We start from the raw sequence: 17,884 nt of genomic DNA, 5'->3' as shown, positions 1-17,884 counted from the left end.
GCGCCCCCGTACGTCTGGCTGACGTGCGAAGACACCTGGCCGTCGCCGTCCTCCTGCTCAGCCTCGCCGCCTGCAGCCCACCACCGCTCATGTGCCCGGCGATCGCTGCGCCCGACGGCCTCGCCATCGACGTGCCGGCCGGGCAGTTCAGTCGAGCGGAAGTAACGGCGTGCTGGTCTGGCCACTGCACCCGGCGCCAGGTGGAGCTCCAGAACGCCACCACTGCCGGCCCCACCACCTGCACCGCCACGGCCTGCGCAGCATCGGCCACGCCGACCGGCGGGCGGTACGGGTTCGTCGAGATCCCCGGACTGCCCGCCGCGCCCGTCGAAGTCGAGCTCGCCTTCGACGGTGGCCGGCCGCAGCGAACGACCGTCCACCCGTCGGCGCCGAAAGCGAGCCGGTGTGGTGAGCCAGGAGTCCAAGTCCGCCTGGTCGTCGGGCCCGACGGGACCGTTCGCTAACCCACGTCCCGCCGGCGCCAGCCGAACAGGCCGACCACCAGGCACGCCACCGCGATCACCAGTAGCCACACGATCGGCGTCGCCGTGAAGGCCGCGCCCGGGAGCTTCGGCGGGTGCTGGAACGGCGAAACATCCAGCACCGCCTGTGGCGCGTTCACCACCGGCCCGAAGAGGCTGATCAGCAGCCCCAACGCACCGGCCGCCCAGGCCAGGCCGGTGAAGCGCGGCAGCAGCCCGAAAAGCAGCGTGCACACCGAAACGATCACCCACGTCGCCGGCACCTGCACCAGCACGGCCGTCAGCATGTCGGCCACGGAACCCCCGACGTCGCCGGAGCGCAGCCCGTGCGAAATGCCCAGCAGCACTCCGCCGACGAGCACCAGCAGGGCCGTCCCGACGTACGCGAACACGAGGTGGCTCGCCGCCAGCCGCAGCCGGCCGACGCGGGTGGCGAGGAGCGGTTCGAAGCGCACGCCCGTCTCCTCGGTGCGCATCCGCAACGTCGCCTGCACGCCGTAGAGCGCGCTGAGCATGGCGAACAGGCTCACCATCGTCGCGAGGAACGCGTCGACGATCGCATCGGAACCGCCGAGGCGCTCGAAGATCTGACGCGTCTGCTCGGTGTCGCCGACGAGGCCGGAGATGCCGCTCGCGATGGAGCCGAACAGCGCACCGCCGACGGCGAAGCCGATGACCCAGCCCAGCAGCGGGCCGCGTTGCAGCCGCCACGCCAGCGCGAACGGCGTGCGCAGCGAAGCCTTCGCTCCAGGCGGTCCCGGGCGGGGCGGCACCAGCCCGGTGCCGACGTCGCGTCGCGGCAGGAGGGCGTAGCCGGCGGCGCCCAGCACGAAACTCAGCACGACGGGCAGGAGCAGCACCCACCACCGTTCGCCCGCGAAGGGGCGCACCTGCTGCGACCAGCCGATCGGCGAAAGCCACGAGAGCCAGTGGGCGTCGGACGTCGAGTCGCCCGCGCCGCGCAGCAGGAAGGCGACGCCGATCACCGCGGTGCCGATGCCGTTGGCCGTGCGCGAGTACTCGGCGAGCTGCACGGCCACTGCCGCGACGCCCGTGAACACCAAGCCCGCCAACGCCGTGCCCGCGCCGAAGGCCAGCGCACCGTCGGCCGGCAGCTTCGCGCTGATCATCGTGCCGACCTGGATCACGCCGATCAGCACGCTCGCCGCGCCGGAGACGAGGACGGCCGCCGTCAGCGCCGCGTAGCGACCGACCACAGTGGACGCCAGCAGCTCCGCGCGACCCGAGTCCTCCTCGGCGCGCGTGTGGCGCGTGACCGTGAAGACCGCCATCAGCCCGATGAGCAGCGCGAGGAACCCGCCCATGCGCCACGCGATGAAGCCACCCGCCGTCGTGAGGTCGAAGGCGGGGCCGTAGAGCAGGGAGAACGACGGGTTCGCGGCGGCACCCGCGGTGAGTGCCGCGCGGCTGGCGGCGTCGGGGTAGAACTGGTCGTAGCTCGACACCGTGGCGGCCGGGACGATGCTGAGCAGCACGATCCAGATCGGCAGGATCACGCGGTCGCGCCGCAGCGCGAGCCGCGTGAGGTGCCAGGTGCCGACGAGCGCCGTGTTCGTGGCCGGCGCCCGCGTGAGGGTCGCGGTCATTTCCCGGTCCCCTCGGTGTAGTGGCGCAGGAAGAGCTCCTCGAGCGTCGGCGGCTGGCTGACCAGGCTGCGCACGCCGATCTGCGTGAGCTGGCGCAACGCGTCGTCGAGCGAGCGCGTCTCGACGTCGAACTTCACGCGGTTTCCGGTGACCTCGAGGTCGTGGACGTCGGCGAGCTTGGCCAGGCCGTTGGGCGGGCCGGCCAGCTCCGCGGTGATCGACGTGCGGGTCAGGTGGCGCAGCTCGGCCAGCGTGCCGGACTCGACGGTGCGGCCGTTGCGGATGATGCTCACCTTGTCGCACAACGCTTCCACCTCCGCGAGGATGTGGCTCGACAGCAGCACGGTGCGGCCCTGCGCGCGTTCCTCCTGGATGCACTCCTGGAACACCGACTCCATGAGCGGGTCGAGGCCCGAGGTCGGCTCGTCGAGGATCAGCAGGTCCACAGTGGACGCGAGCGCGGCCACGATGGCGACCTTCTGCCGGTTGCCCTTGGAGTACGTGCGGCCTTTCTTGCGCGGGTCGAGGTCGAACCGCTCGATGAGGTCCTTGCGCCGGCCCTGGTCGAGCCCGCCGCGCAGGCGGCCGAGCAGGTCGATCACCTCGCCGCCCGAGAGGTTGGGCCAGAGGTTGACGTCGCCGGGCACGTAGGCGAGGCGGTGGTGCAGGCTCGCCGCGTCGCGCCAGGGATCGCCGTCGAGCAGGCGCACCTCGCCCGCGTCGGCGTGCAGCAGCCCGAGCAGAACCCGGACGGTGGTGGACTTCCCGGCGCCGTTCGGGCCGAGAAAACCGTGGACTTCCCCCACGGGAACCTGGAGATCGAGGCCGTCGAGGGCCATCGCCGCGCCAAACGACTTGTGGAGGCCGGAGATCGAGATGGCGTTTCCCATGTTTCGGAAGCTACACTTGTTTCACGAAGTTGTGAAGTTAAGAAAATGTCTGGATCTAGTGATCATGGCCTGGGGCGTGCGAGAGGATGGACGGATGACGACGCAGCGAGACGAGGACGCCGTCCGCCGGTACGTCGAGAGCCTGGGCCTCGTGCTGTCGCAGATCGGGATGCAGCGCATGGCCGCCCGCGTCTTCGCGGCCCTGATGACGACCGACGAAGGTCAGCTCACGGCCGCCGATCTGGCGTCGCAGCTGTCGGTGAGCCCCGCGGCCGTTTCCGGTGCCGTGCGGTACCTGGAGCAGGTGGGGCTCGTGACGAAGGTCCGCGAGCCGGGCGAGCGCCGCGACCACTACCGGCTGTACGACGACCTTTGGTACGCGACATTCCTCAAGCGCGACCGGTTCCTGATCATGTGGCGCGACGCGGCCGAGGAAGGCATCGACGCGCTGGGCGCGGACACGCCTGCCGGCAAGCGGCTGGCGGAGATGCAGGACTTCCTGTCGTTCGTGCTGAAAGAGGTCACGAACCTCTACGACCGGTGGCACGAGGAGCGGTCCCGGCGGCGGGCGGCCGAAGCCTGATGGTCTAGCGGAACCCGGCGATCAGCGTTTTCGCCAGGCGGGCCGCGACGGCGGTGCCGCTGTCGGTGTCTTCGAAGGAGTCCAGGAAGGCCTGCTGGAAGCACGCGCCGAGCAGCAGCCGTGCCGCCGCGTCGAGGTCGGTGTGGGCGGGGATGCGGCCGAGCGCGGCTTCGGCCCGCAGGTACGTCTCCACCAGGACGATCGGCTGGTCGGGGCCGTGTTCGGCGTCGAGCGCGGCGCGGTGGGTGCGCAGCAGGTCGCGCGAGGAGAAGATCGAGACGGAGATCGGGAAGCTCGCGCGGTAGAACTCGAGCGCGGTGCCGGCCAGCTCGGTCAGGTTCTGTTCCAGCGACGCGTCGGCGGCATGGCGCGTGAGGCGCGCGGCCGTGGCGCCCAGTGCCGGCAGCTCCTCGCTCAGCACGGCGAGGAACAACGCCGTCTTGTCGCGGAAGTGCTTGTACAGCAAGGCTTCCGAATACCCCGCGGCCTGCGCGATGGCCTTCGTGGTCGCGTGTGCGTAGCCCTGCTCGCGCATGACCTTGGCGGCTGCGGCGACGAGGTCCTGACGGCTTCCCAACGGTGCTCCCTGAGGACGTTCTCAGTGTGGTGAGTGTTTACTCACCCTACCTGGTGAGTAAACACTCACCCCTGGGTCGGAGGAGTCGCCATGAAGATCACCGTTCTCGGCGCGAGTGGACGGATCGGCACGCTGGCCGTGCGGGAGGCGCTCGCGCGGGGCTGGCACGTGACGGCCGTGGTCCGGTCGCCCGAGCGGCTGCACGTCGCGAGCCATCCGCGGCTGGACGTCGCGGTGCACGCGCTCGACGATCCTTCGCTGGGTTCGGCGCTCGAGGGACGCGACGCGATCGTCCTGGCGCTCGGGGCGCGCGACCGCCGTCCGACCACGGTGAACGCCGACGGTGCGCGAGCCGTGATCGCGGCGGCCGGGACCACGCGGTTCGTCGCGGTGAGTGCGATCGGCCTGACGACCGAGGGCGACGACCCGTTCACGCGGTTCGTGGTCAAGCCCATCCTGGGTGCGGTGCTGCGCAACGGTTTCGACGATCTGCGCGTGATGGAGTCGGCGATCCGGGCCAGTGACCTGAAGTGGACGATCGTGCGTCCGCCTCGGCTCACCGACGGTCCGGCCACGGGCCGGGTGCGGTCGAGTTCGCGAGGCGCTTTGCGGGGCGGCTTCAGCATTTCGCGCGCGGACGTCGCGACGTTCCTGCTCGACGCGGCGGAGGATACGGCGTTGGTCGGGGAAACCGTCGGGATCGCGCGCGGTTGAGGACGAGTTGTCCACAACTCGCTCTGCCTGTGGACAACTCGGCCTCGCGGGCCGGAACGGTCGGTGATCGTGTTTAAGGTCGGTGGCATGGCTCTCCTCCGGCTCTTCCTGTTCGCCGCGCTGGCCCCGGTCCTCGCGGTGCAAGCGCTGCGCGTCCGCCGCGGCACCCCACGCCTGCCCGGCGCCGGCGGGCCGACCTCGGGCGTCCTCGGCGACGGCCCGGTGGTCCGGCTCGCCGTGCTCGGGGAGTCCACCGTGGACGGTGTCGGCGTGGCCGCGCACGCCGACGGGCTCACCGGTCAGCTCGCGAACGAGCTCGCCCGCCGTGGTCTGCGGGTGCGCTGGCAGGCGGTGGGTCTGACGGGGGCGACCGCCGCGGTGGTCCGGCGGTCGCTGGTCGCGCGGCTGGCGCCGGCCGACGTCGTGGTGGTCGCGCTGGGGGTGAACGACACTCTCGAGCTGCACTCGGCCGCGCGGTTCCGGCGCGACCTGCTGGGGGTGGTCGCCGACGTGCGGCAACGGCTGGGGCCGGTGCCGGTGGTCCTGGCCGGGGTGCCGCCGATGGCGAGCTTCCCGTCGTTGCCCCGGCCGCTGCGCGACGCGCTGTCCGCGCGCTCGACGGCGTTGGACGCAGCCGCGGCCGAGCTCGCGCGGCTGCCGGGTGTCACGTACTCGGCGATGACACCCGACCTGCTGCACGAGGGCACGTTCGCCGAGGACCGCTTCCACCCGGGGCCGATCGGGTACCGCGATTGGGCCGCGGCGCTGGCGCCCGCGGTGGTCGCCGGCCTACCCGGGGTCACGGTCGATCCGCATCCGAGGGAGCCGCGCCAACCCATCTGACCAGCGAAGACGAAAAGTCCCCAGAAATCTTCGCTCTCCGTGTATCTGGGGGGACCCTTGTTGCGTCCTATGGGGCAGCCGAGGGAAAAGGGAGACCCAGATGCCCGCCGAGTCCACCGAAGAGAACACGCCGACCACCCCCGCCCCGCCGGTCACCACCGGCAAGCCGCCGCACGGTGGCGGTGGCACGACGCAGCCTGACGGCGCTTTCGACCCCTACGACGAGCCGACCACCTCGAAGTAGCGAGACCGGGCGGCGCCCGGGGGCCGAGGGGGCTGCCGGACGCCGTCTGCCGGGCGGGTTCAGGGGAGGAGCCGCCCGGACGGGTTCGATGGGGAGCGGACCCGTGGAAGAGGGAGGGGAGCGCCGGCCGGTGCGGGTGCACGCCCGCGCCGGTCGGTGCACGAAGCCGCACCACCGGGCCGGCCCACGGGGGAGCCGCCCCGGCGCGGCACCACAGCCGGTCCACCGGATCGGCCCACGGAGGCCCGGTGCGGCTGGCGATCCGGTGCACCACACCGGATCGGGTGAGCGGCCAGGGCGGATCACGGAGCGGGCCGGAGGACCAACCGGCCCGGGTCGGCGGTCTGGCGCACCACGCCGGATCGGGTGATCAACCGGACCGGAGGACCAGACCGGTCCACGACGAGCCGGCCCGCCACCGCGGACCACGAGGACAGGAACCGGCACACCACGCCGGCTCACAGCGAGACCAGGTGACTGAGGACCGACCCGCCAGGTCGGGCCACGGAAGCCGGACCCGACGAGGGCGAGGACCGGCGTACCGAGCCGGCACGACCGACGACCGACTCGCCAGGCCGGAGCACCGCGACACGAGGGACCGACCCGCCAGGTCGGCCAAGGGCAACTGAACCGCGAGGACGAGGACCGGCGCACCGAGCCGGCGCACCGAGACGGCGAGGACCGAGACCGAGGACCGAGAACCGAGGACCGGCCCCACCAGGTCGGGCCGCGGAAACCGGCCGCAAGGGGCTGGCCCACCAGGCCGGCCCGCCCACGATCGGACCACCCAGCACCCGACCGTGAGCCACCGATCCACAGCACCGATCACCACCACTCCGCAGCACCACTCCGCAGCACCGACCCACCACGACGGCCCACCACCCGAGTAAGTGACCCGATGTATCCCAGCCCTTCCTGCCTGCTCCTTCCCCGAGAAGGCCCCCGAGACAGACCCGCGACACCGCCGCCGAACCCAACGCGCCTCGAGAGCGAGGCAGATACGGTGACCGACGTGCAAACCACCGAGGTAGACCCGCCATGGGAAGGCCTGACCGGCGTCGACCTGCACGCTGCCTGCATGGAGGCGGCGCGGGCCGGTGACCGGCGGGCGATGGCGAAACTCGTCGAGGAGCTGACGCCGCTCGTCTGGCACGTCGCGCGCGCGAACGGGCTGAACCGCCAGGTCGCCGAAGACGTCGTGCAGACGGTGTGGCTCGCTCTGTTCAGCCAGCTGGAGAAGCTGCGCGATCCGCGCGCGCTGGCCGCGTGGCTGATCACCACCGCGAGACGCGAAGCAGCCCACCCGTACGGGCGCCGCGTCCAGCCGGTGCCGTTGAGCGACGAGGTCGCCGAGAACCTCGAAAGCACCCACCCCGCGCCCGAGGACGAAGCCGTGCGCGCCGACAACGACCGACGGGTCTGGCGCGCCTTCCTCCGGCTGCCCACTCGCTGCCAGGAACTGCTTCGCCTCACCGTTCTCGCCGGCCGCGCCGAATACCAGGCGGTGGCCGAAGCGATGCGGATGCCGCGCGGCAGCATCGGACCCACCAGGGGTCGTTGCCTCGACACGATGCGCGATCTCCTCGCAGGAGAAGGGGGTGGCCGATGAACGACATCGGCGCGCCGGGAAGTGGCAGCGCTCTGCCGGACGACGAGACGCTGCTTGCCGATCTAGGCCGTTTCCTCGACGAACTGGACCCGCCACCGGACGATCTGGTGCAGCGGGTCCAGTTCGCGCTCGAACTGGAGAACCTCGACGTCGAGGTCGCGCGGTGGGAGCGCGCCGGCGAGCTCGCCGGCGTCCGCAGCACGGCCACGGGCACGATCACGTTCACCGTCAGCGACCTGACGGTGATGATCAACTTGACCCGCGTCGGCAAGCTGCACCGGATCGACGGCTGGCTCGCGCCCGCCGGCGAGTACGAGGTGGAGATCCGCGTGGCCGACGAGGGCACGTTCGCCACCGTCGCCGACGAGGGTGGCCGGTTCGTGCTCGAGAACGTGCCGTGCGGGACCACGCAGATCCTGGTGCACCTCGGTGAGGGGCCGCGGCGCCGGACTGTCGTGACTCCCACGGTCGTGCTCTAGAACCCGGACGGGCGTTACGGCGTGTCGCTGGAGTGTGCTCAGATAGAGGGTGTGTCCGAGCAGCAATCCGCCTCCGATCGGGTGATCGCGGCGGCGGCTGACTTCTACACGAGGGGCCGCGCCGCAGCCGCCGACTTCCGGCCGGGCGCCGCGGTACGCCTGTTCCACCAGGCGCTGAACCGGCTCGCGCGGGCTCCCGAGCCGGTGGGCGACGTCCTCGAGCTGCACACCCGCGTGCTCATCAGCCTGGCCTCGGCCGAGGCGGAGGTCACGTCGACCGAGGCGGGCCTGGCGCACCTCGAGGTCGCCGAAACCGTGCGGCTGCGGCTTCCGGAGGGCGCGGTGCGCGGCTCGTTGCGGCTGATCATCAGCCTGCAGCGCGCCGTTGTCGTGATGCGCGCGGGCCGCTCCGCCGACGCGCTGGCCCTCTACGACCTCGTGCTGCCGTCCATCGAGTCCGAAGTGGACGACGGCTTCCTGCTGCTCGTGCGGACGCTGAACAACCGCGCCCTCGTGCACATGGCGATGAACAAGCCGGACGCCGCGCACCGCGACCTCAGCCGCGCGCTCACGCTCGCCGTCGAGCACGGTCACACGTTGCTCGAAGGGAAGATCCGGCAGAACCTCGGCGACCACGCCCAGCTCGTCGGCGACGTGCCCGAGGCCTTGCGCAACTACGAGGAAGCGGCGCGGCTCTACGGCACCGTCAGCCCCGGATCGCTGCAGGTCGTGCGCCTCGACCAGGCGCGGGCGCTGCTCACCGCGGGCCTCGGCGAGGAAGCGGCGCGCCACCTCGACGAAGCGCTCCCGCAGCTGCGGGCCAACCGCACGGGCCAGTACGTCGCCGAAGCGGAAGTCGCCCGCGCCGCCGCCGCGCTGCTGGAGGGAGACTTCGAGCTGGCGCGCAAGTTCGCGTCCGCCGCGCGCCGCCGGTTCCTGCGCCGCGGCAACACGACGTGGGCCGAGATCGCCGGCCTCGCCCGGTTCCGCGCCGACGCGCACAAGATCCTCAGCACGCGGGGCGCCCGGTCGACCCCGCGGCTGCCCGCCGAACTCGTCGCGCTGGCCGAACGCCTGTCGGAGCTCGGGGTGCGTGACGAGGCGGCCGTCGCGCGGCTGCTCGCCGTCCGGCTCCTGTTGCGGCGCCGGGAAATCGACGAGGCCGCGAAGGTGCTGGCCCGGGTGCCGAAGCCGCGCGAGACGACGCCGATCGACCACCGGATGCTGTTCCGGTTGTGCCGCGCGGAGCTGGCCGTGGCCACGGGCCGGCCGCGGTCCGCGCTCGCGCAGGCGCGCGCCGGGCTTCGTGAGCTGGGCATGATCCGCGACCGCATGGGCGGGCTCGACCTGGTGTGCGGCACGGCCGTGCACGGCGAAGAACTGGGCCGGCTCGCGATGCAGCTCGTGCTGCGCCGCGCCCGCAACAACGCCGCGGGTGCCCGCCGCATGTTCGCGTGGCTGGAGCGCACGCGGGCCCAGGTCTACCGCTACGAACCGCTGCCGGTGATCGAGGATCCGGTGCTGTCGAAGCACATCACGGAGATGCGGCACCTGCAGCGCACGATCCAGCGCGCCCGTGCCGAGGGCGAGCCTGTGAAGGCGCTGGAGCAGCGCTATTCCGCACTGCAGCACGAGGCGAGCCGGCTCGGCTGGCACACGAGCCCGTGGGGCCGGCCGCGGCCGGTCGCGACGCCGGACGAGGTCGTGGCGCAGCTCGGCGACCGTGTGCTCGTGAGCCTGGTGCCGTACAACGGGCAGCTGTACTCGGTGGTCGTCGACCGCGGGTCGTTCCGGCTGCTGAAGCTCGGGCCGTACCACGACATCGTGGAGACGGCGAAGCAGCTGCACGCCGACCTCGACGCGTTGGCACCCGACCACCTGCCGCCGATGCTGGCCGAGACCGTGGCGGCGTCCGCCGTCCGGCGCGCGGACAAGCTCGACGCGCTGATCTCCGCGTCGCTGGTCAAGACGCTCGACGACCGCGAACTCGTGATCGTCCCGATCGGGCAGCTCTACGCGATGCCGTGGGGCGCGCTGCCGTCGCTGCGCGGCCACGCGGTGTCCATCGCGCCGTCGGCCACCGCGTGGATCACCGCCAAACGCGCTACCGACGCCGACGCCGTGCTGCTCGCCGGCGGTCCCGGCGTGCCCGGCGCGGTCGGCGAGGTGAGCAAACTGCGTTCGGTCTACCCGGACGCCCGGCTCGTCGACGGCTCCGGCGCCACCAGCTCCGCCGTCCTCGCCGCGCTCGACGGCACCCGCCTGGCCCACCTCGTCGCCCACGGCGCCCACGAGCCGGCCAACGCGTTGTTCTCCCGCCTCGAACTCGTCGACGGCCCACTGTTCGCGCACGAGACCTCGCGCCTCGCGAACCCGCCCGAACGCGTTGTCCTTGCGGCCTGCGAGCTGGCGATGAGCCACATCCGCCCGGGTGAGGAAGCCCTCGGCTTCGCCGGCACGCTGCTCGCGAGCGGCTCTCGGACGGTGATCGGCGCCGTCGCCCGCGTCGGCGACCGCGCGGCGGCGGACACGATGGCGGACCTGCACCGGCGGCTGTCCGACGGTACGCCGCCCGCGCTGGCGCTGGCGGAGGCGATCGCCGTGGACCCGCTGCGGCGACCGTTCGTCTGCCTGGGCGCGGGCTGACCGACTAGCCCAGGAAGTCCGCGAGCGGAACCGGCGTCAGGCCGTCTTTCTTGGCCTGCGCGAGAAAAGCTTCGTAGTCTTCCTTGAACGTCTTGCGGAAGTGCATCAGCACGATGTCGCCCGGGCGCAGCTTGTCGCCGACCTGGAACTGGACGTGGCCGTCGTTCACGGCCGCGGACCACAGCACGGCGACCCGCATGCCGCAGAGCTGGGCGGCGTGCAGCGTGTTCTGGTCGTAGTTGCCGAACGGCGGGCGGAACAACACCGGCCGCACGCCGAGCTCGCGCTGGAAGTCGTCGGCGTCGTCGCAGATCTGCTTTTGCTGGTAGGCCAGCGGTTTGCCCTTGAGGTTGGGGTGGTCGACGGTGTGGTCGCCCAGCGTCGCGCCCGTCGAGTCCAAAATGGACTTGAAGTAGGCCTCGTGGCCCTTCACGTAACGCTGGTTCAGGAACAGCACCGGGTGCCCGCCCGACTGCTGGATCAGGCCCGGCGCCGAGGGGTCCTTGACGGCGCCGTCGTCCATGGTGATGAACACGTACGGCTTCGTGGTGGTGATCCGGCGGACCACGCCGACCTTGCCGTCGGCGATGGAGGGCGCCTTCTGCTGCACCGTGCCGAACGGGTACGGCCCCGGCGGAACCGTCGGGTGCACCGCGCCGGGCGCGGGGTTCGGCTGGCTGGGCGACGGCGCCACAACCGGTGCCGGCGCGGAACAAGCCGCCACCGCGAACAACCCGGCCACCACCACACCCAGCTTCGTCACACGCTTCACACGAGGGGAGACGTCGCGCCCGGGGCCGGAGTTGAACCGCTGTGGCCCAGCGCACCCCGGTCAGCGCCCGGAGTCGGCCGCTTTGACCAGTTGTGCCGACAGAATCCGGATCGCACCGCGGAGCGCGGCGGCGGCGAAGGCTCCGGTGCCGGGCACGGACTCGGTGAACGAACCCGTCCAGCGCAGGTCCGTGCCGCCCGCGGAATTGGGGGTGAAGAACACCTCGGCGCGGTAGTCGCGGACCGGCCCGGAGCCGTCGAACGTGTAGACGTGGCGCCGGTCGGGCTCGTACTCCACCGTCTTCTCCCGCAGCAGCACCGGCCACAGTCCCACCTCGCGGACGGCGCCGACGCCGTTGGGATCGTCGTCACCCCGCCGTGCCCAGCGGGCCTGAACGATCAGCGGCCGGCCCCACGTCGACCACAGCGGACCCTCGGTTTCCAGGCGGAACAGGACTTCCGGCGGCGCCGTGCTCACGCGGTTGACCTCGAACGAGAACGTACGGCCCGGCATCGTCGGCCCCTTCCGTCTTGTTGACAGGGTGATAATTAACCCGAGACGCTCAGCGTAGGTCAAGATGGGTGCGTGAGCCGCCCCGACTTCGCCGCGCCGCACTGGCTGGTCCAGCTCCTCCGCTCGAAACCGGTCCCGGTGCCGTGGAACATGGTCGCCCGCGCCGTCCTCGCGCTCGCCACGCCGCTGGCCGTCGCGTACGCGGCCGGCGACATCGCGGTGGGTGCCCTGGTTTCCACCGGCGCGCTGCCCGCCGTGTTGTCCGAGGCCGCCGGGCCGTACCGCTACCGCGCGCGCCGGCTGGGCGGCGCGACGCTCGCGGCGGCCGGCGGATACCTCGTCGGCCTCCTCACGGGCGCGGTGCCGGCGTGGTCGATCCCGGCGATCGTGGTGATCGCCGCGGTGTCGGCGCTGATCAGCGCGGCCGGCAGCAACGCGTCGGTGGCGGCGCTGCAGATGTTCGTCTTCTGCGTGCTCGGCACCGCGCAGCACGCGACGGGCCTGAAGGTCGAAGAGCTGTTCGGCTACTTCTGCCTCGGCGCGGCCTGGAGCCTGTTCGTGGCGCTGGTGACGTGGACGGTCCGTGGCACGAGCCCCGAACGCACCGCTGTCGCGCAGGTCTACATCGAGCTCGCCGCGATGCTGTCGGCCACCGACGAGCCGACGTCGCGCGTCGCCCGCAACCAGCTGACCACGGCCATGAGCACCGCGTACGACCGGCTGCTCACCGCGCGCTCGTGGCTCTCGGGTCGCGACGCCGCGTACCGGCAGCTGCTGAACCTGTTGTCCGCCACCACTCCTGCCGTCGAGGCGTCCGTGGCGATGGTCAACGCCGGGCACCGGCCGCCGCCCGAGGTCATCGACTACCTCGCCGGCGCGGCCGCGTCCGTGCTCGCGACCCAGCCGCTGCCTGCGCCGCCGCCGATGCCCGAGGACGACCTCGACCCGGTGGAGTCCGCGCTCTACGCCGGTCTCGCGCGCATCGAGAAAGGCGACGACCGGCAGCGCCGCAAGCCCGCGTCGCCGGCGCAGCGCTTGCGCGAATGGCTCGGTTCGCTCGCTTCGGGTCCCTACACGTGGCTGGCCGCCCTGCGCCTCACGGTGTGCGTGGCGGTCGCCGAGGTCGTGGCGCTGCTGGTGCCGTTCGAGCGTTCGTACTGGATCACGCTGACGGTCGGCGTGGTGCTGAAACCCGACTTCGGCTCGGTCTTCGGCCGCGCGCTGCTGCGCGGCATGGGGACGATCGCCGGCGTCGGCCTCGGCGCGATCGTGCTCGCCGTCGGCGCGCGCGGCTGGGTGCTGGTGGTGCTGATCGCCCTGTTCGCGGGCGGTGCCGCGATCGGGAAGGTGCGCAACTACGGCATGCTCGGCACCTTCGTGACGCCGCTGATCATCCTGCAGATGGACCTCGCCCAGACGGGCAGCTGGTCGGTCGTCCTCGCGCGGCTGCTGGACACCGTCACCGGCTGCGTGATCGTGCTGCTGATCGGCTACCTGCTCTGGCCCGGCTCCCGCCGCCCGCGTGTCGGCGGCCGGCTGGCGGACAGCTTCGACACGGTCGCGGATTACGTGCGTGCCGCCTTGGTCCTCAACTCGACCCCCGAAGCACGACTGGCCCGTTCCCGCTCGCGCCGCGCCGCCTACCGCGCTCTCGCGGACCTGCGCACGGCGTTCCAGCAGGTGATCGTGGAGCCCTCACCCGCGGGCCGGCACGCCGTGGCATGGTGGCCGGTGATCGCCGGGCTGGAGCGCGTGGCCGACGCCGTCACCGAGGTCTCCGTGACACTCGGCCGCGGCGTGCCCGCCCCGTCGCCCGCGGAGATCTCGCTGCTCACCGACGCCTTGGCCGAACTCGCGGCGGCCGTGCGCGAACAGCGTGAGCCCGGATCCGTGCCCCTGCCGGACAGCGCCCAGCTCGCCGGCGTCGTCGACCAGCTCGGCTCGACCTTCGACGCGGTGCGCGGTCCGGACCTCGTCGAGACCACGCCGCTGCGGCTGGTGCGCCGGTTCCTGCCCTACCACCGGCGCACCTGACCGGCCGCCTACTGCTGCGGGGGCTGCTGCTGACCGTCGCCGGGCTTGTCGGTGCCGGCGAGCTTGCCGAGGAAGTCCTTGGCCTTCTCCACCCCGCCGTCGATCTGCGCGTCGTGGCCGCTCGTCTTGGCCTTGGCGAACCCGGCCGCCTTGTCGAGGCCCTGCTCGATCTTGTCGCTGTTGTCTCGCAGCGCCTCGGTGGCTTTGTTCTTGAGCTCGTCGAAGTTGATGCCCATGCTCGCTCCCCAATCCCGGAGTTCAGACGCCCCCATCGTCACACAACGGACGCCCCCGGCAACTCCGGCGAATTCCCTGGGGTCAGTTGACTTCCCCGCCGGCCACGCCGTCCTCCAGCGCCGTGATGCGGCCGCCGCGTTCGCCCAGGCCGATCAGGGCTTCGCGGGCGTCCGGGGCGGACAGGGTGATGCGGACGCCCGAGCGGGCGGCGTCGTGGGCGGCGGCCCAGGCCAGGGCGCCGTCGTGGCCGGCTTTGATGGTGGCGGCGAGGCCGCCGGTGGAGGCGAGCGAGCCGCGGGCGGCGCCGAGGCGGCCGAGGGCCTCGTCGACGATGGGCAGGAGCGCGTCGCGGTTGCCTTCGGTCATGGCGCGGACCAGTTCGGGGCTGGAGCCGGCCACGCGGGTGCCGTCGCGGTAGGAGCCGGCGGCCAGGGACATCGCGAGCGGGCCACCCTGGGCGCCGATGGTCGCCAGGATCGCGGCGAACAGGTGGGGCAGGTGCGAGATCCGCGCGACGGTCTCGTCGTGTGAGTCGGCGGGCAGCGGCACGGCGAACGCGCCGACGTCGAGCACCAGCCGGGTCACCTCGGCCCACGCCTCCAAGTCGGTGTCCTCCTCGACGCCGACGACCCAGGCCGCGCCCTCGAACAGCGAAGCGTTGCCCGCGAGCCAGCCCGACTCGGCCGTGCCCGCCATCGGGTGCCCGCCGACGTAACGCGTGTACGGCGCGCGCCGGCGCACGGCGTCGAGCATCGGGCCCTTCACGCTGACGACGTCGGTGAGAATGCAGTGCGGTGCGTGCTGCGCGACCAGCCGCAGCAGGTTCTCGACGGCCGGCAGCGGCACGGCGAGCACGATCAGCGCCTCGGCCGACTCCGCCCGGTGCAGCGCGGCTTCCACGTCGGTGGTCACGTCGTAGCCGGCGCGGCTGGCGGCGTCGGCGTCCACTTCGGACACCGCGGCGCCCCACGTGGTCCTGCCGCCGGCCACGCTCGCGCGCAGCAGCGACCCGCCGATGAGCCCGAGCCCGATCACGCACACATCTCGCACGGGCCTCATCCTGCCAGTGGCCGCAACCCGGCTACAGTGTGGCCGCCAGGCGCGTGCCCTGGTCGATGGCGCGTTTCGCGTCCAGCTCGGCCGCCACGTCGGCGCCGCCGATGAGGTGCACCGGCGTCGAACCCAGCGCGTCGGCCAGGTCCCGCACGGGCTCCTGACCGGCGCAGACGACCACCGTGTCCACCTCCAGCAGCCGCGGCTTCCCGTCGACGGTGACGTGCAGCCCGGCGTCGTCCACCCGCTCGTACGTGACGCCGGAGACCCGCTCCACGCCCTTCGCCTTCAGCGCGGCCCGGTGCACCCAGCCCGACGTCTTGCCCAGCGACGCCCCGATCGGCGTCTTCTTGCGTTGCAGCAGGTAGACGGTCCGCGGCGCCGGCGAAGGCCGCGCCACCCCGAGCCCACCCGGGGCCAGGTCGGGGTCCGTGACGCCCCACTCTGCCATCCACTCGTCGCGATCCAGGGACGACGACGTGAGGAACTCGCTCACGTCCACCCCGATCCCGCCGGCCCCGATCACGGCGACCCGCGACCCGACCGACGCGCCACCTCGCACGACGTCCACGTAGGACACCACCTTCGGATGGTCGATCCCCGCCAGCGTGGGCACCCGCGGCACGACGCCCGTGGCCAGCACGACCTCGTCGAACCCGGTCAGATCCGCCGCCGAGGCCCGCCGCGAGAGGTGCACCTTCACGCCCGTGACCTCCAGCCGCCGCGCGTAGTAGCGGATGGTCTCGGCGAACTCCTCCTTGCCGGGGATCCGCCGCGCGATGCCGAACTGGCCGCCGATCTCGTCGGCCGCCTCGAACAGCTCCACGCGGTGGCCGCGCTCGCCCAGCGCCGTCGCCGCCGCGAGCCCCGCCGGGCCGGCACCCACGACGGCCACGTGCTTCGCCCGCCGAGCCGGCGACAGCACCAGCGTCGTCTCGTGCCCGGCGCGTGGGTTGACCAGGCACGACACGGGTTTGCGGCGGAACGCGTGGTCGAGGCAGGCCTGGTTGCACGCGATACAGGTGTTGATCTCGTCGTCCCGGCCCTCCGAAGCCTTGCGGACCCACGCCGGGTCGGCGAGGAACGGCCGCGCCAGCGACACGAGGTCCGCATCGCCGCGCGACAGCACCTCTTCGGCGACCTGCGGCATGTTGATCCGGTTCGAGGTGACCACCGGGATCGACACGTGCGGCTTGAGCTTCCCGGTCACCCACGTGAACGCGGCGCGCGGCACCGAAGTCACGATCGTCGGCACACGCGCCTCGTGCCAGCCGATGCCGGTGTTGATGATCGTCGCGCCGGCGGCCTCGACGTCTTTCGCGAGGGCCACGACGTCGTCCCAGCTCTGGCCGCCTTCGACGAGGTCGAGCATCGAGAGCCGGTAGATGATGATGAAGTCCGGTCCCACCTTTTCGCGCGTGCGCCGCACGACCTCCACGGCGAACCGGCGGCGCTTTTCCGCGGAGCCGCCCCAGCCGTCGGTGCGCTTGTTGGTGCGCTCGGCCAGGAACTGGTTGATCAGGTAGCCCTCGGAGCCCATGATCTCCACGCCGTCGTACCCCGCCTCGCGGGCGAGGGCCGCGCAGTCGGCGAACGCGCGGATCGTCCGCCGGATGCCGTAGCCGGTCAGCGCGCGCGGGCGGAACGGGTTGATCGGCGCCTTGAGGCTCGACGCGGAGACGCTCAGCGGGTTGTAGGAGTAGCGGCCCGCGTGCAGGATCTGCAGCGCGATCTTGCCGCCGGCCTCGTGCACGGGTGCGGTGAGCTGCCGGTGTTCCTTGGCTTCCGCCGTCGTCGAAAGCTTCGATGCGAACGGCAGCAGCCAGCCCGTGCGGTTCGGCGCGAACCCGCCGGTGACGATCAGGCCGACGCCGCCGCGAGCGCGCTCGGCGTAGTACTCGGCGAGCTGCGGGAAGTGCGCCGCGCGGTCTTCGAGGCCGGTGTGCATCGAGCCCATGAGCACGCGGTTGCGCAAGGTGGTGAAGCCGAGGTCCAGGGGTTCGAGGAGGTGCGGGTAGGGCGTCATCGGGCGTCCTTCTCGTCGTGGTGCAGCGCGGTCAGGACTTCGTCGAGCCACTCGACCTGGCCTTTTTCGGCCCGGATTCCGCCGCGCAGCACGAGGTACTGGTGCCGGGCGCGGCCGCTCACGGGTGCGGGGAAGTCGCGTTTCTCGATCCGGCGGTACGCGTCGAGCCGCTCGGCGTGGGCGGCGCGGTGCCGGGCCAGCTCTTCGGCCACGGCCTGTTCGTCTCCGAACGACGCCCCGCGCAGCTTCACCGCCAGCTCCTGCGGCCCGGCCGACGCGTTGGGCTCCGCGAGCCACCGCCGCAGCTCGGCGCGGCCGGTTTCGCTGACGGTGTGCACCTTCTTGTCCGGCCGCCCGCCCTGCGCAACGGTCTCCACGGCCACCCAGCCGGCCTCTTCCATCCGCTTGAGCACGCGGTAGATCTGCTGGTGGGTGGCGCTCCAGAACAGGCCGATGGACCTCTCGAAGCGGCGCGCGAGCTCGTAGCCCGAACCCGAGCGTTCGGACAGCGAGACGAGGATCGCGTGCTCCAGTGCCATGGCGCTCAGGGTGCTATGCAACTAGGTGCAGTGCAA

General features: G+C 72.2%; 18 protein-coding genes. 9 read left to right on the top strand and 9 right to left on the bottom strand.

The genetic code is table 11. The features are described 5' to 3' along the window. The first annotated feature begins 23 nt into the window (after window positions 1-23). A complete protein-coding gene (locus ACFY1H_RS47715; protein ID WP_386956562.1) occupies window positions 24-464 on the top strand; it encodes a hypothetical protein in 441 nt (146 codons plus the stop codon). Here ACFY1H_RS47715 and ACFY1H_RS47710 read toward each other — a convergent pair. Together ACFY1H_RS47710 and ACFY1H_RS47705 are read right to left on the bottom strand one after the other, a co-directional pair. Further along, on the bottom strand, window positions 461-2,089 hold the full coding sequence (locus ACFY1H_RS47710; RefSeq protein WP_366577461.1) for an ABC transporter permease: 1,629 nt from the start codon (window positions 2,087-2,089) through the stop codon (window positions 461-463). The genes ACFY1H_RS47715 and ACFY1H_RS47710 overlap by 4 nt on opposite strands. Next, entirely contained in the window at window positions 2,086-2,979 is an 894-nt protein-coding gene (locus ACFY1H_RS47705) for an ATP-binding cassette domain-containing protein (RefSeq protein WP_386956561.1), read from the bottom strand. The genes ACFY1H_RS47710 and ACFY1H_RS47705 overlap by 4 nt, the downstream gene beginning before the upstream one ends. A 94-nt stretch (window positions 2,980-3,073) precedes the next feature. Here ACFY1H_RS47705 and ACFY1H_RS47700 point away from each other — a divergent pair, with 94 nt between their 5' ends. Next, entirely contained in the window at window positions 3,074-3,562 is a 489-nt protein-coding gene (locus tag ACFY1H_RS47700) for a GbsR/MarR family transcriptional regulator (RefSeq protein ID WP_386956560.1), read from the top strand. 4 nt (window positions 3,563-3,566) lie between these two features. Here ACFY1H_RS47700 and ACFY1H_RS47695 read toward each other — a convergent pair whose 3' ends face one another. Next, a complete protein-coding gene (locus ACFY1H_RS47695; protein WP_366577467.1) occupies window positions 3,567-4,139 on the bottom strand; it encodes a TetR family transcriptional regulator in 573 nt (190 codons plus the stop codon). Window positions 4,140-4,229: 90 nt separating this feature from the next. On the opposite strand from ACFY1H_RS47695, the gene ACFY1H_RS47690 reads away from it, so the two are divergent. The 6 genes from ACFY1H_RS47690 (at window position 4,230) to ACFY1H_RS47665 (ending at window position 10,674) form a co-directional block, all read left to right on the top strand. Continuing rightward, window positions 4,230-4,853, top strand: coding sequence for an NAD(P)-dependent oxidoreductase (locus tag ACFY1H_RS47690; RefSeq protein WP_386956559.1), 624 nt, complete (start codon window positions 4,230-4,232; stop codon window positions 4,851-4,853). Window positions 4,854-4,940: 87 nt separating this feature from the next. Next, on the top strand, window positions 4,941-5,696 hold the full coding sequence (locus ACFY1H_RS47685) for an SGNH/GDSL hydrolase family protein (RefSeq protein WP_386956558.1): 756 nt from the start codon (window positions 4,941-4,943) through the stop codon (window positions 5,694-5,696). A 100-nt stretch (window positions 5,697-5,796) separates the two neighbouring features. Further along, the gene (locus ACFY1H_RS47680) at window positions 5,797-5,940 is read left to right on the top strand and encodes a hypothetical protein (protein ID WP_366577473.1); all 144 of its coding nucleotides are present in this window, start codon (window positions 5,797-5,799) and stop codon (window positions 5,938-5,940) included. Between the two features lie 1,003 nt (window positions 5,941-6,943). After that, window positions 6,944-7,549 carry an RNA polymerase sigma factor gene (locus tag ACFY1H_RS47675; RefSeq protein ID WP_285970991.1) on the top strand — a complete coding sequence of 202 codons (606 nt, stop codon included), beginning with the start codon at window positions 6,944-6,946 and terminating at the stop codon, window positions 7,547-7,549. Continuing rightward, entirely contained in the window at window positions 7,546-8,028 is a 483-nt protein-coding gene (locus ACFY1H_RS47670) for a carboxypeptidase regulatory-like domain-containing protein (protein WP_366577477.1), read from the top strand. The genes ACFY1H_RS47675 and ACFY1H_RS47670 overlap by 4 nt, the downstream gene beginning before the upstream one ends. Window positions 8,029-8,079: 51 nt before the next feature. After that, on the top strand, window positions 8,080-10,674 hold the full coding sequence (locus ACFY1H_RS47665) for a CHAT domain-containing protein (RefSeq protein WP_386956557.1): 2,595 nt from the start codon (window positions 8,080-8,082) through the stop codon (window positions 10,672-10,674). Between the two features lie 4 nt (window positions 10,675-10,678). Here the strand turns inward: ACFY1H_RS47665 and ACFY1H_RS47660 are convergent, their stop codons facing one another. Together ACFY1H_RS47660 and ACFY1H_RS47655 are read right to left on the bottom strand one after the other, a co-directional pair. Continuing rightward, entirely contained in the window at window positions 10,679-11,422 is a 744-nt protein-coding gene (locus tag ACFY1H_RS47660; protein ID WP_386956581.1) for a polysaccharide deacetylase family protein, read from the bottom strand. A gap of 84 nt (window positions 11,423-11,506) precedes the next feature. Further along, the gene (locus ACFY1H_RS47655; RefSeq protein ID WP_366577479.1) at window positions 11,507-11,959 is read right to left on the bottom strand and encodes an SRPBCC family protein; all 453 of its coding nucleotides are present in this window, start codon (window positions 11,957-11,959) and stop codon (window positions 11,507-11,509) included. 72 nt (window positions 11,960-12,031) lie between these two features. On the opposite strand from ACFY1H_RS47655, the gene ACFY1H_RS47650 reads away from it, so the two are divergent. Further along, a complete protein-coding gene (locus tag ACFY1H_RS47650) occupies window positions 12,032-13,993 on the top strand; it encodes an FUSC family protein (protein ID WP_386956556.1) in 1,962 nt (653 codons plus the stop codon). An 8-nt stretch (window positions 13,994-14,001) separates the two neighbouring features. Here the strand turns inward: ACFY1H_RS47650 and ACFY1H_RS47645 are convergent, their stop codons facing one another. The 4 genes from ACFY1H_RS47645 to ACFY1H_RS47630 all read right to left on the bottom strand — a co-directional run bounded on the left by ACFY1H_RS47645 (window position 14,002) and on the right by ACFY1H_RS47630 (window position 17,848). Continuing rightward, window positions 14,002-14,229, bottom strand: a complete 228-nt coding sequence (locus ACFY1H_RS47645) for an antitoxin (protein ID WP_366577483.1) — start codon at window positions 14,227-14,229, stop codon at window positions 14,002-14,004. 82 nt (window positions 14,230-14,311) lie between these two features. Further along, on the bottom strand, window positions 14,312-15,289 hold the full coding sequence (locus tag ACFY1H_RS47640) for a prephenate dehydrogenase (RefSeq protein WP_386956555.1): 978 nt from the start codon (window positions 15,287-15,289) through the stop codon (window positions 14,312-14,314). 22 nt (window positions 15,290-15,311) lie between these two features. Beyond that, a complete protein-coding gene (locus ACFY1H_RS47635; protein WP_386956554.1) occupies window positions 15,312-17,309 on the bottom strand; it encodes an FAD-dependent oxidoreductase in 1,998 nt (665 codons plus the stop codon). Then, window positions 17,306-17,848, bottom strand: a complete 543-nt coding sequence (locus tag ACFY1H_RS47630; protein WP_386956553.1) for a PadR family transcriptional regulator — start codon at window positions 17,846-17,848, stop codon at window positions 17,306-17,308. The genes ACFY1H_RS47635 and ACFY1H_RS47630 overlap by 4 nt, the downstream gene beginning before the upstream one ends. Window positions 17,849-17,884 lie beyond the last annotated feature (36 nt).

Origin of the sequence: Amycolatopsis sp. NPDC001319 (assembly GCF_042896185.1) — a bacterium.
In the GTDB taxonomy this organism is placed as follows: domain Bacteria; phylum Actinomycetota; class Actinomycetes; order Mycobacteriales; family Pseudonocardiaceae; genus Amycolatopsis.
Note: the sequence above shows the minus strand (reverse complement) of the source record. Positions and strands in the feature narration are given on the sequence as shown.